This window comes from Arthrobacter rhamnosi (genome assembly GCF_054510855.1).
Window position 1 is genome coordinate 99276 of the sequence record NZ_JBTNDT010000007.1, and the last position, 12743, is coordinate 112018.

The 12743-nt window shown below is 69.3% G+C and carries 11 protein-coding genes; 4 read left to right on the forward strand and 7 right to left on the reverse strand.

The window, feature by feature from the left end:
- The first annotated feature begins 116 nt into the window (after nt 1-116).
- From ACX80I_RS13965 to ACX80I_RS13975, 3 genes are all read left to right on the forward strand, one after another.
- On the forward strand, nt 117-1529 hold the full coding sequence (locus ACX80I_RS13965; RefSeq protein ID WP_459345724.1) for an MFS transporter: 1413 nt from the start codon (nt 117-119) through the stop codon (nt 1527-1529).
- A 191-nt stretch (nt 1530-1720) separates the two neighbouring features.
- The gene (locus ACX80I_RS13970) at nt 1721-3103 is read left to right on the forward strand and encodes a serine/threonine-protein kinase (RefSeq protein ID WP_459345826.1); all 1383 of its coding nucleotides are present in this window, start codon (nt 1721-1723) and stop codon (nt 3101-3103) included.
- On the forward strand, nt 3100-3795 hold the full coding sequence (locus tag ACX80I_RS13975) for a hypothetical protein (RefSeq protein ID WP_459345725.1): 696 nt from the start codon (nt 3100-3102) through the stop codon (nt 3793-3795). Before ACX80I_RS13970 ends, ACX80I_RS13975 begins: the two co-directional genes overlap by 4 nt.
- Nucleotides 3796-3828: 33 nt before the next feature.
- Here ACX80I_RS13975 and ACX80I_RS13980 read toward each other — a convergent pair whose 3' ends face one another.
- The 4 genes from ACX80I_RS13980 to ACX80I_RS13995 all read right to left on the reverse strand — a co-directional run bounded on the left by ACX80I_RS13980 (nt 3829) and on the right by ACX80I_RS13995 (nt 8978).
- On the reverse strand, nt 3829-5655 hold the full coding sequence (locus ACX80I_RS13980) for an acetyl/propionyl/methylcrotonyl-CoA carboxylase subunit alpha (protein WP_459345726.1): 1827 nt from the start codon (nt 5653-5655) through the stop codon (nt 3829-3831).
- 108 nt (nt 5656-5763) lie between these two features.
- Nucleotides 5764-6396, reverse strand: a complete 633-nt coding sequence (locus ACX80I_RS13985) for a Maf family protein (RefSeq protein WP_459345727.1) — start codon at nt 6394-6396, stop codon at nt 5764-5766.
- Between the two features lie 103 nt (nt 6397-6499).
- Nucleotides 6500-7042: an AMIN-like domain-containing (lipo)protein gene (locus ACX80I_RS13990; RefSeq protein ID WP_459345827.1), complete on the reverse strand. Its 543-nt coding sequence runs from the start codon at nt 7040-7042 to the stop codon at nt 6500-6502.
- Between the two features lie 220 nt (nt 7043-7262).
- Entirely contained in the window at nt 7263-8978 is a 1716-nt protein-coding gene (locus tag ACX80I_RS13995) for a DUF885 domain-containing protein (protein WP_459345728.1), read from the reverse strand.
- 175 nt (nt 8979-9153) lie between these two features.
- Between ACX80I_RS13995 and ACX80I_RS14000 the strand changes: the two genes are divergently transcribed.
- Nucleotides 9154-10428 (forward strand): serpin family protein, encoded by a 1275-nt coding sequence (locus tag ACX80I_RS14000; RefSeq protein WP_459345729.1) that lies wholly within the window; start codon nt 9154-9156, stop codon nt 10426-10428.
- A gap of 26 nt (nt 10429-10454) precedes the next feature.
- Here the strand turns inward: ACX80I_RS14000 and ACX80I_RS14005 are convergent, their stop codons facing one another.
- From ACX80I_RS14005 to ACX80I_RS14015, 3 genes are all read right to left on the reverse strand, one after another.
- Entirely contained in the window at nt 10455-10739 is a 285-nt protein-coding gene (locus ACX80I_RS14005) for a YegP family protein (protein WP_459345828.1), read from the reverse strand.
- 152 nt (nt 10740-10891) lie between these two features.
- On the reverse strand, nt 10892-11131 hold the full coding sequence (locus ACX80I_RS14010; protein ID WP_459345730.1) for an acyl-CoA carboxylase subunit epsilon: 240 nt from the start codon (nt 11129-11131) through the stop codon (nt 10892-10894).
- Complete coding sequence (locus tag ACX80I_RS14015; protein ID WP_459345829.1) at nt 11128-12711, reverse strand: acyl-CoA carboxylase subunit beta; 1584 nt, start codon at nt 12709-12711, stop codon at nt 11128-11130. The genes ACX80I_RS14010 and ACX80I_RS14015 overlap by 4 nt, the downstream gene beginning before the upstream one ends.
- Nucleotides 12712-12743 lie beyond the last annotated feature (32 nt).

Consider the following 12743-nt stretch of genomic DNA (forward strand, 5'->3'; position numbering starts at 1 on the left):
TATCCACCCAGTGGACGCCGGTGATCTGATATTGGGGTTCAAACCGAAGCACGGGCGCCGTGCTGCAGGGGCCCTCGAGCACCTGGCGGTCGCGCCTCGTCCGAGAAAGCCGACCCATGACCTCCTCCACCGCCGCTGGTGCCAGCGGAACCACCAAGCCACTGAACTCGCGGGGCAAGGTGATCTTCGCCAGCCTCATCGGCACGACGATCGAGTTCTACGACTTCTACATCTACGCCACGGCCGCCGTACTGGTGTTCCCCGCGTTGTTCTTCCCCAACCAGACCTCCGCGAACCAGCTGCTCAGCTCCTTCGCCGTCTTCGGCGTGGCCTTCGTCGCACGCCCGCTCGGATCCATCATCTTCGGCCACTTCGGCGACAAGATCGGCCGGAAGGCCACCCTCGTGGCTTCACTGCTGACCATGGGTATCGCCACGTTCCTCATCGGCCTGCTTCCCTCTGCCACCACCGAGGGATGGGTCCTCCTCGCACCCCTGCTGCTCGTCGTGCTGCGTTTCCTCCAGGGACTCGCGCTGGGTGGTGAGTGGAGCGGCGCCGCCCTGCTGGCCACGGAGAACGCCCCCGAGGGCAGGCGTGCCATCTACGGGACGTTCCCGCAGCTCGGAGCTCCGATCGGGTTCATCCTGGCCAACCTGCTGTTCGTGCTGCTGAGCTCCACGCTGAGCCCGGAGCAGTTCCTGGAGTGGGGCTGGCGCGTGCCGTTCCTGCTGAGTGCCGTAATGGTGGTCATCGGCCTGTACGTGCGGCTGAAGCTGATCGAGAGCGCCTCCTTCCAGAAGGTCCAGAACGAGGGCAAGGTCGTGAAGGTGCCGCTCGGCACCACGTTCCGTCGCCACTGGCGCGCACTGATCCTCGGCACGTTCATCATGTTCGCGACCTACGTGCTCTTCTACTTCATGACCGCCTTCACCCTGACCTACGGGACGGCGCCGTCGAGCATCGAGCAGGCCCAGGCCCGCGCGGCAGCTGCCGGTAAGGAGTTCACTGAGGCGCAGGCTGCAGCGTTCGTCCCCGGCCTTGGCATGGCGCGCACCGACTTCCTGTGGATGCTGATCATCGGCGTCGTCTTCTTCGGGATCTTCACCCTCGTGTCGGGACCGCTCGCCGAGCGTTTCGGCCGGCGCAAGATGCTCCTCGCCACCACCGTGGGCATCGCCGTCTTCGGTCTGCTGTGGGCTCCGCTGTTCGGGGCAGGGACTGTCGGCGCCATGATCCTGCTGATCGTCGGCTTCACCCTCATGGGCCTCACCTTCGGCCCCATGGCCGCGGTGCTGCCCGAACTGTTCCCGGCGAACGTGCGCTACACGGGGTCGGCTGTGGCCTACAACGTGTCGAGCATGATCGGCGCCGCGCCCGCCTCCTTCATCGCGGTCGCGCTCTGGCAGGCCGCGGGTGGAAGTACGGTGCTGGTCGGCGCCTACCTCAGCGCGGCGGCCGTCCTGACGTTCATCGCGCTCTTCGTCTCGCGCGAGACACGCGACCACGACTACGAGAACAACGTCGCCTGACCTCCGTACGCGTCCACGCGACGGCGTCGCACCCTACCCGGGTGCGGCGCCGCCGTCGTCTCCGGACTCCTGTTTGCGTCCGTTCGCAGTGTCACCCCTACACTTGAAGCACAGCAGGCTTATCACATCCGCGGTGGCGCGCGGAACACGTGTGCCCGGATTTGGGTGACAGGACAGCGGAAGTGGACGACATGGAGAAGCAGGCGCTGGCCGGGCGGTACGCACTGGAGGAGCGTGTCGGGACGGGCGGCATGGCCGAGGTCTTCCGGGCCCGCGACACGCGGTTGCAGCGGGACGTCGCCCTCAAGCTCTTCCGGCCCGGCACCGCCGACGGACTCGAGCGGGGGTCGGCCGAGGCGCGACTGCTCGCGGGACTCGATCACCCCGGTCTGGTGCGGGTCCTCGACATGGACACCGGCGAAGAGACCGGCGACAACGCCTACCTGGTCATGGAGCTCGTCGACGGCCCGGACCTCGGGGTCCTGCTGCGGACCGGGGGACCCCTCGGGTGCGAGGAGGTCCGGCTCATGGCGCTGGATCTCGCCCGTACGCTCCAGTACATCCACAGCCGCGGCATCGTGCACCGCGACATCAAGCCGTCGAACATCCTGACCCGGCAGACGGATCCCACCAGCGGCTACTTCGGCTACCTCCTCACCGACTTCGGCATCGCCCGGTTCTTCGACGGCGGACGCATGACGGCGACCGGACAGGTCATCGGCAGCGCCGCGTACTTCAGTCCGGAGCAGGCCCGCGGCGACGGCGTGGGGCAGCCGTCGGACATCTACTCGCTCGGGCTCGTGATGATCGAAGCCCTGACGGGGGAGCGTCCCTTCCCCGGCACGGGGGTGGAGAGTGCCCTCGCGCGCCTGCACCGTGGCCCCTCGATCCCGCACGCCGCAGGTCCCGCACTGTCCGCGCTGCTCGTGTCCATGACCCTGGACCATCCGGCGGACCGCCCGGACGCGGCGGACGTGGTGCACACCCTGGTGGCGATGGGCCCGCAGAAGCGCGCCGACCCTCGGACGACGGTGCTTCCGTCCGCCGCCCCGCCGACCGCGGCGATCTCCCTGCCCGCCGGTCCTGGGCCGCTGCACTCCCCGGAATCGGGAGACGGGGGGCCGGACACGTCGAGGCTCACGCAGGCCGTCGATGCGACGCGTCCGGTGGCGCATCCGGCAGGCACCTACGAGGCCGATACCTACGAGGCCGATACCTACGACGCCGGTACCGCAGTCTCCGCGGCTGGGGGCTATGACCGCAGTGCGGCGACGCCGGACCTCCAGCCTGTCGTGTCGCCCGCTACGGAGCCTGCCCGCCTCGACGGTTCAACGGCATCCGAGGCTTCGGTCCGGACGGTCCGGCCGCCTGTACTCGCGAAGCCTTCCCCGAGGCGCCGCCGGCATGTACTCCCGTGGCTCGTCTCGGTCCTCGTGGTGGCCCTGGTGGCTGCGGCGCTGTGGGCCTTCACGGCGTCGGCGCGCGATGCCTCACCCGACATCGAGCCGCTACCGGCCGTTTCCGGCGAGCCCGGCGAGAAGTTGCAGGAACTCTACGACAGCGTGCAGCGATGACGACGGCCCTCAGGGTGAGGCTTCCCCTCCTGATTGCAGCCGGTCTCCTGCTGACGGGATGTGGCGGGCCCATCGATGCCGCTACGGCCGGGGATTTCCAGGCCGAGGTGAGGGCGATCGCCTCCACCGCTGCCGCCGGGGACTCCGCCGGAGCCATCGTCCTCGCGCAGAGGCTGAAGGCGGAAGTCGGTAGCGCTCAGGAGGCGGGCACGGTCGACGAGGACCGGGCCACGCTCATCGGCATGCGTATCGACGCCGTGATCGCGTCGCTGGAAGCCGAGGCGTCCGTCGATGAAGTACCGTCCGGCGAGGTGCCTTCCACCGAGGTGACTCCGGAGGACATCGCTCCTGACGAGGTGCCGTCCGTGGAGGCACCCGCGCCGGCCGATCCACCGGCCGCTCCGGCGCCCGAGCCCGACGACACGTCCCCGGTGGAGCCCGCACCTGCTCCGGCGACCGATGGGGACGCCTCCGACGACAACGGTGATACCGGGACGGCGGAGGAGGACGTCGCGGCCCCGGAGAACAGCGGCGACGAGGTGGACGATCAGGCAGGGGAACAGCAGCGGGAGGCCGCTCAGAAGGCAGCGGACGAAGCGCGCGACAAGGCAAATGACCAGCGGGAGGCCGCTCAGAAGGCGGCGGAAGAAGCGCGCGACAAGGGCAAGGGCAGCGGCGGGAAGGACAAGTAGCGCCCTGCCCCCGCAGCCCCCTGCCGAAGCCCGCTAGTCCCGGATCGTGGCGATGACGGAGCCGGCCGAGACCGTGTCACCCGGAGCCGCTGTGAGGCCCTCCAGCGTCCCGGACTTGTGGGCCGTCAGGGGCTGCTCCATCTTCATGGCTTCGAGGACCACGATGAGGTCTCCCTCCGCCACGGCGTCGCCGTCGGATGCTGCGACCTTGACGATAGTGCCCTGCATCGGCGAGGTCAGCTCGTCGCCGCTCACGGTGGCCTTGCCGGCACGTGCCCGGGAGGACTTCTTCGACTTGGCCGGCGCGCTGGCCTTGCCGTTCGGCGCCGCACCCAGGCCCGCGGGCAGGACCACCTCGAGGCGGCGGCCGCCGACCTCGACGGTGACGCGGTGGCGGGACTCGTCGTCGGACGTCGGATCCGCTGCACCCTTCCAGGGCTCGATCGTGTTGGTGAACTCCGTCTCGATCCAGCGCGTGTGGACCGAGAACGGCCCCTCGACCGGAGCGAAGGCAGGGTCCGCGACGACGGCCGCGTGGAACGGGAGCACGGTGGGCATGCCGTCGATCACCATCTCGGCGAGGGCCCGGCGGGCCCGCTGCAGGGCCTGCTCCCGGGTGGCGCCGCTGACGATGAGCTTCGCGAGCATGGAGTCGAAGTTTCCGCCGATGACCTCGCCGGCCTCGACGCCGGAGTCCACCCGGATCCCCGGACCGGTGGGGAGCTTGAGGGTCCGCACGGTCCCCGGCGCCGGCATGAATCCGCGCCCGGCGTCCTCCCCGTTGATGCGGAACTCGAAGGAGTGTCCGCGCACTTCGGGGTCGCCGTAGCCCAGTTCCTCACCGCGGGCGATGCGGAACTGCTCGCGGACGAGGTCCAGGCCCGTGACTTCCTCGGAGACGGGGTGCTCCACCTGGAGGCGCGTGTTGACCTCCAGGAACGAGATGGTGCCGTCCTGGCCCACGAGGAACTCACAGGTGCCGGCCCCCTGGTAGCCCGCCTCGCGGAGGATCGCCTTGGAGGCCTCGTAGAGCCGCGTGTTCTGCTCGTCCGAGAGGAAGGGGGCGGGCGCTTCCTCGACGAGTTTCTGGTTGCGGCGCTGCAACGAGCAGTCGCGGGTGGAAACGACCACGACGGCGCCGTGCGCGTCGGCGAGGCACTGCGTCTCGACGTGGCGGGGAGCATCGAGGAACCGCTCCACGAAGCACTCTCCGCGACCGAAGGCCGCCGTCGCCTCGCGCACCGCCGAATCGAACAGTTCGGGGATCTCCTCGTGGCTGCGGACCACCTTGATGCCACGACCGCCGCCACCGAAGGCAGCCTTGATGGCGATGGGCAGCCCGAACTCCTCCGCGAAGTCGACGACCTCCTGGACGGACTCCACCGGATCCTTGGTCCCGGGCACGAGCGGCGCTCCGACGCGCTCGGCGATGTGGCGTGCCTGCACCTTGTCGCCCAGCTGCGAGATGGACTCCGGAGACGGGCCGATCCACGTGATGCCGGCGTCGATGACGCGCTGCGCGAACTCGGCGTTCTCTGAGAGGAAGCCGTATCCGGGGTGGATGGCGTCTGCCCCGCTGCGCCGTGCCGCCTCGAGGATGCGGTCCATGACCAGGTAGGACTCGGCGGCCGTCTCCCCACCCAGCGCGAAGGCCTCGTCGGCCATGCGCACGTGCAGCGCGTCGCGGTCCGGGTCCGCGTACACGGCGACGGACTCCATGCCCTCGTCGCGGGCGGCACGGATGACCCGGACGGCGATCTCCCCACGGTTCGCCACCAGGACCTTTGTCACCGGGCGGTGCCGCCGGGCGGTGCCGTTGCTACGGACGGATTCGGACGGGGCAAGGGGGGACTGGCTCATGGGGCGTTGGACTCCTTCTTCTCAGTTCGGAGCCTAACCCGCTTTTGGAGCTTCCGCGCATGAATCGTGCTGGTGGGGAGTGTTGGAGGGTAATCCTTTGTAGAGAACCTACAACGCCGCCGCCGGCGCCCAGAGGTCCGTGACGGAGACCCCGGCCGACTGCAGGAGGCCGCGCAGCAGGGAGATGCTGAGCCCGACGACGGCATGCGGATCGCCGTCCACACGGTCGATGAAGGCTCCGCCGAGCCCGTCGATGGTGAAGGACCCCGCGCAGTGCAGGGGTTCGCCGCTCGCGACGTAGGCCTCGACCTCGGCGTCGGACATCGCCCCGAAATACACGGTCGCGGAGGAGACTGCGCCGATGGTGGCGCCGGATCCGCCGTCGCGCGTGTCCACGAGCCAGTGGCCCGTGTGCAGGACGCCGGAGCGACCCCGCATGCGGCGGATCCGTTCGATCGCCACCGCGGGTTCGTAGGGCTTGCCGTGCGCCTCGCCGTCGAACTCGAAGACGGAGTCGCAGCCGATGACGAGGGCATCGTCGGCGTCCTCCAGGGCCCCGACGGCCTCGGCCTTGGCGCGGGCCAGCAGGAGGGACGTGTCGTGCGCGTCGAGTTCGCCGTAGGAGGCGACGACAGCCGGTTCGTCCACGTCGGACACCAGCACCGAGTGGCGGATGCCGGCTTCCGTCAGGAGCTTGGCGCGGGCGGGGGATTTCGAAGCGAGGATCAGGCGGAGGGTCATGCTCCAGCCTAGGCAGGCGCCGGCCCGCCGGCGCAATCCCGGCGGGCCGGGAGTTCCTGCCCGGTCCCGTCACGACGTCGGGACGGGACCGGGCAGGCATCTGTCACCAGCGGTGTGCGACGTCGACCACCACCCTCGAACCGGCACCGGGACCGGGTACCACGAAGACGCGGACTGGAAGCCGCGCCCGCACCCCGAGTGCGAGGGTGGTGTACCCCTCGAAGCTTCCGGCCCATGCGACCTGGCGGAAGGTGGAGTAGCCCGCGACGTTCACGAGTTCCCTGTCATTGCTGCGGGGATACGTAGACATGCCGTTGTAATACGCGGGGGCATTGACTGTCACGGAGAGGCGTGCGCCGCCCCGGACCGGGACGACCATCCCGGAACCGTCAGCCCTGACCTGGTTGACGTAGGCCACGCGGTAGCCGGAGACATGGCCGCGGGCGTCGATCACGAGGCGATCGAAGCAAGCGTGGCGGCCGGACCGGACGTTCGTGATAGGTGCTGTTGAGGTGGAAGTGGCGACTTTCGCCAACGACCCCCATGTAATGCCGCAATAGGCGGCGGATGCCGGTGGTCCCCCCGCGAGGCCGAGGCCTGCGGTGAGGGCGAGGGCGGCGAGTATGGCGGAGAGTTTCCCCGTCATGCGCGTTTTGTTCATAGCGCACCACCTTGTCGAGCTGGATAGGTGATCCTATGCTGCTCCGGCACCCGGGAAAAAGCGCCGTCGTCGGGCTGAACGGCGCCGAATCGTTAGAAGTACACCGATTCGTTAGGCGGTCGCCGACGGCAGATGCGTCCCCGGGGCCGCAGTCATCGGGCGCAGGCGGGCGGCATCCCCGGCCCGCCTGCATCCGACGGCTCCGTCAGGACACCAGTGCCCGACGCAGCGTGTCGAGGCCCACGGACCCGAGGTTGAGGGCCCGGGTGTGGAAGTCGCGGAGGTCGAAGGTCCCGCCCTCGCCGGCCCGGACCTCGTCGCGGATCTGCTCCCAGAGGCGCTGGCCGATCTTGTAGGACGGGGCCTGCCCCGGCCAGCCGAGGTAGCGGTTGTACTCGAAGTTGAGCTGGCCCTCGCTGATGGCGATGTTCCGCTTCAGGAAGCCGTAGCCCTTCTCCGGGGTCCAGGTGCCCTCGCCCCAGCGCTCGGGGATCTCGAGCTCGAGGTGGACCCCGATGTCGAAGACGACGCGGGCCGCGCGCATCCGCTGGGCGTCGAGCATGCCGAGGCGGTCGCCCGGATCGGCGAGGAAGCCGAGTTCCTGCATGAGGCGCTCTGCATACAGTGCCCAGCCCTCGCCCTGGCCGGAGACCCAGATGGCGTTGCGGCGCCACGGGTTGAGCAGTGCACGCTGGTAGGTCGCCGTCGCGATCTGCAGATGGTGGCCCGGAACGCCCTCGTGGTACACGGTGGTGGTCTCCTTCCAGGTGGTGAAGGAGTCCTCGCCCTCGGGCACGGACCACCACATCCGTCCCGGGCGGGAGAAATCGTCACTGGGGCCCGTGTAGTAGATGCCGCCCTCGTTGGTCGGGGCGATCCTGCATTCGAGGCGGCGCATCACGTCCGGGATGTCGAAGTGGACCCCGGCCATCGCGTCGACTGCCCTGTCGGAGAGTTCCTGCATCCATGCCTGGAGCGCATCGGTGCCCTGCAGCTGGCGGGCCGGGTCCTCGTCGAGGATGCGGATGGCCTCCTCGATGGAGGCCCCCTCCCGGATCTCGTTCGCGACAGCTTCCTGTTCGGCGATCACGCGGTCGAGTTCCTCGACGCCCCACGCGTACGTCTCCTCGAGGTCGACGGCGGACCCCAGGAAGAGACGCGACATCAGGGCGTAGCGCTCCCGCCCGACGGCGTCCTTCTCGGGTGCTGTAGGGAGGAGGTCGTCCTGCAGGAAGGACGCGAGCGAGCGGTAGGCGCCACGTGCAGCGTCAGCACCGGAACGGAGCTCCTGCTGCACCGAGTCGGGGAGGTCGCCGTCGTCCGAGCGTGCAGTGGCGCCGAGGGTGTCGAAGAAACCGCCGTCCTCGGCGTACTTCGTGGACTGCTCGATCACGATGCCCACCTGCCGGCGGGCGGCGACGAGACCGCGCTCGCGGCCGGCGCGGAGGGATGCGATGTATCCGTCGATGGCACCGGGGACATTGGCCATGCGCCCGGCGATATTGCCCCAGTCCTCCGCCGTGGCGGTGGGCATGAGGTCGAAGATGGCCCTGATGTTCTGGGCGGGGCAGGCGATGTTGTTGAGTTCGGCGTACCCGAGTCCAGCGTCATGGATCTCGAGGTCGAGTCCGAGCCTCTCGCGCATGGCGTCGAGCGTCACCGCATCCACGTCATCTGCGGGCTGGAGGCCGTCGAGCCGCCGGAGGGTATCGCGGGCGGCGTCGGCGAGGGCATCGATACCTGCCGGGGAGTAGTCCTGGTACTCGGTCTCGTGACCGGGGATGCCGAGTTCGGTGGCGAAATTCGGCATCAGTTCGAGCAGGGTCTCGTAGTACGACGTGGCCACGGCATCGACGGCCGTCGACTGCCGTGCCGGCTGCTGGCTGGAGGAGGGGAAGGAAGCTGGGGTGTCTTGGGTCACGTCCAGAGCCTAGCCCCAGCGGTTGCCGGAGGCTACTGACTGGCGGCCGCTCCGGCTCCGCAGGAAGGCGGAGCCCAGGGCGTCGTAGTCCACCGGACCGCACGTGATCCTCGGCCGCTCTGGATCCACGCGGTGAGGGGGCCTACCGTGGGAGCACGATGAAGGGGACGTGGGTATGGAGCACTCGGGACAGAGGACCACGCACGGACGCCTGGGCAGGACCGCCACCACGGCGACCGCGGCTCTGGCCTTGCTGACCGCGTGTGCGGGATCCGCGCCGGACCAGCAGACGGCGCCGATCGAGCGCGTCGTCGTCGCCCAGGGCGAGTTCGCGGAGGCCGAGGACGCACTGCTCCGATCCGCCTTCCGCCTCGGCGCGCTCATGACCTCCGATCCGGACGTCAACCAGGTCACCAGCCCGCTCAGTGCCCTCTATGCGCTGTCGATGCTGCGCGCCGGAGCCGGGTCGACGACCGCCACGGAGCTGGACGCGGTCCTGGGTCTGCCCGCCGAGCATCGGGACGAGGCGATGAACGCACTCCTCGCGAGCATCCAGCGCTTCGACGGCAACCCGGGTGACGTCGACGAGGACGATCCGCCCGAGACTCCCGTCCTGCATCTCGCCAACGCGGTCTTCGTCCCGGAGTCCGGCGGCATCGGCGAGGAGTACCTGGAGACCCTGGCTCGCCAGTACGGCAGCGGCGTCTACCCCGTCGATTTTCGGGACGGTTCGACGGCGGACCGCATCGATGACTGGGTGTCGAAGGAGACCGGCGGCCGGATCGAGAAGGCCCCGCTCGAGGTCGGTCCGGGCACCACGCTGTCCCTTCTCAACGCCGTCTACTTCGCAGCGGCCTGGGACGAGCCCTTCGATCCCTCCGGGACGTCGGACCAGGATTTCATGCTGGCCGATGGCAGCAGGGTGGACGTCCCGATGATGCACGGCACGCGCACGGTGCGGTACGCCGAGGAGGGCGGCTGGAGCGGGATCGACCTGCCCTACGGCGACGGCTTCATCATGCGGCTCATCCTGCCGGCGGAAGGATCACCGCCGCGGTGGACCGAACAGGAACTGCTCGACATGGCCTTCCTGCTCGATACGGCCGGCGACGTCCGGGTGGAGCTGAGCCTGCCGACGTGGGACCACGAGTTCGAGCAGGACCTCCGGAAACCGTTGGCTGCCGCGGGACTCGACGAGTCCTTCGGACCCGACGCCGACTTCCGTGCCATCCAGCCGGGCTCCTTCGTCGACGGAGCTGCCCAGGTCGCGAACATCACGGTCGCGGAGAAGGGCACCGTCGCGGCGGCCGTCACACAGCTGACGATGGCGGGGAGCGCTCCGATGCCGCCCGAGGCGAGCATCGCCTTCGATCGCCCCTTCGGCTACCAGATCGTCCACGAGGAGACGGGACTGCCCGTGTTCCTCGGCACCGTGGCGGATCCGCGCTGAATCTCCCGCGCTGAGTCTCCTGGGGCCTACGTGCCTGCGGGCCCTACGGGTCGTCGCGCGGCTCCTGCTGTCTGCGGCCTCGGGAGGCAGAGGTCCGTGATCAGGCCGGTCCCGGCGCACTCACGAAGGGTGCGGATGCCCGCTACGGCCGCCGCCTTGTCCGGGAACGGTCTGGACACGGCGATGACCGCCCCTTCCGGTGTCTTCAACCGGAATCTGAAGGCGTTGTCCCGATCATGGAAAAGCTCGATTATCGCGGCCATGGCTACCCCCTGTAACCGCCCGGCAGCAGCACCACCCGGGCTCGTCATCACTTCCGGGACACTGCGCTGCGTCCCGGGCGGCCCGGTGACGGGACAGGGCTTCCCCCATGTGACCCCAGCCACACCCGTTTCCCCATGGTAGGGAGCCCGGTGCGTACTGGCGAGTAGGCCCGGAAGGGGTTCCGGGAGGGGGTGTCGCGTCAGCGGACGCTGCGGCGCCAGGAGCCGGGTCCCGGCGTCGGACCCAGCCGCAGCATGGCCCGGCGGACCCAGGACCTGCCGTGGGCCGGAGCCTCGTCCGCTTCCCCGCGTCCCCGCAGGGCGACCACGACGGCGGTGAGGGCCGCCAGTTCTTCCTCCGTGGGATTGCCGGAGGCCACGGACAGGAGGGCCGGGCTCTCCCGGGCGACGTCGTCGGGCGTGCTGTCCTGCGCGGTCACAGCGGGATGTTCCCGTGCTTCTTGGCGGGGTTGGCAGCCCGCTTGTCGCGCAGGGCGCGGAGTCCCCGGACGATCTGCAGCCGGGTCTCCGACGGGGCGATGACGGCGTCGACGTAGCCCAGCTCGGCTGCCTGGTACGGGTTCAGCAGTTCTTCCTCGTACTGCTGCACGACGTCCGCGCGTGCGGCCTCGACGTCCCCGCCGGCCTCGGCGACGGCCTTGAGCTGCCCGCGGTACAGGATGTTGACGGCACCCTGGGCGCCCATGACGCCGATCTGCGCGGTGGGCCAGGCGAGGTTGAGGTCGGCGCCGAGCTTCTTGGACCCCATGACGATGTACGCGCCGCCATAGGCCTTGCGGGTGATGACCGTCAGTTTCGGCACGGTGGCTTCGGCGTAGGCGTAGAGCAGCTTGGCGCCGCGCCGGATGATGCCCTGGAACTCCTGGTCCTTGCCGGGCAGGAAGCCGGGGACGTCCACGAGGGTCAGGATGGGGATGTTGAAGGCGTCGCAGTGCCGCACGAAGCGGGCCGCCTTCTCCGAGGCGTTGATGTCGAGGGTGCCGGCGAACTGCAGGGGCTGGTTGGCCACGATGCCGATGGTGTGGCCCTCGACGCGGGCATAGCCGGTCACCACGTTCGGCGCGTAGAGCGCCTGCATCTCGAGGAAGTGGCTGTCGTCCACGATCGCGTCGATGACGGCGTGCATGTCGTACGGCTGGTTCGCTGCGTCCGGGATGAGTTCGTCGAGGGCGAGGTCCTCGTCCGTCACCTCGGGCTCCTCCACGAACTCCGTCAGCGGCGCCTCCGCGAGGTTGTTGGACGGGAGGAAGTCGAGCAGTTCGCGGACGAAGCCGATGGCGTCCGCCTCGTCGGTCGCGAGGTACGTGGAGGTGCCCGTCGTCGTATTGTGCTGCCGTGCGCCCCCGAGGGTCTCCATGTCCACGTCCTCACCGGTCACCGTCTTGATGACGTCGGGGCCCGTGATGAACATGTGCGACGTCTTGTCCACCATCACCACGAAGTCCGTCAGCGCGGGGGAGTAGGCCGCTCCTCCGGCGCAGGGACCCATGATGAGCGAGATCTGCGGGACCACCCCGGACGCGTGGACGTTGTTGCGGAAGATGTCCGCGAACATCGCGAGCGACGCCACGCCCTCCTGGATGCGGGCCCCGCCGCCGTCGTTGATGCCGATGACCGGGCACCCGTTGCGGAGCGCGAACTCCTGCACCTTGACGATCTTCTCGCCATTGACCTGGCTGAGGGAGCCGCCGTACACGGAGAAATCCTGGCTGTAGATCGCGATCAGGCGCCCGTCCACCGTCGCGTAGCCGGACACGACGCCGTCGCCGAGGGGCTTCTTCTTCTCCATGCCGAAGGCGGTGGAGCGGTGCACCGCGAAGGCGTCGAACTCGACGAAGGAGCCCTCGTCCACGAGGAGGTCGATCCGCTCGCGGGCGGTGTTCTTGCCGCGGGCGTGCTGCTTCTCGATCGCTTCGGGGCCGGAGGGCTGCTCCGAGAGCGCCTTGCGCCTCCGGAAGTCGGCGAGCTTCCCGGCCGTCGTTGTCAGGTCGAGCTGCAGGTCCTGGTGCATGGAGTCTCCGGTCGGCGGGT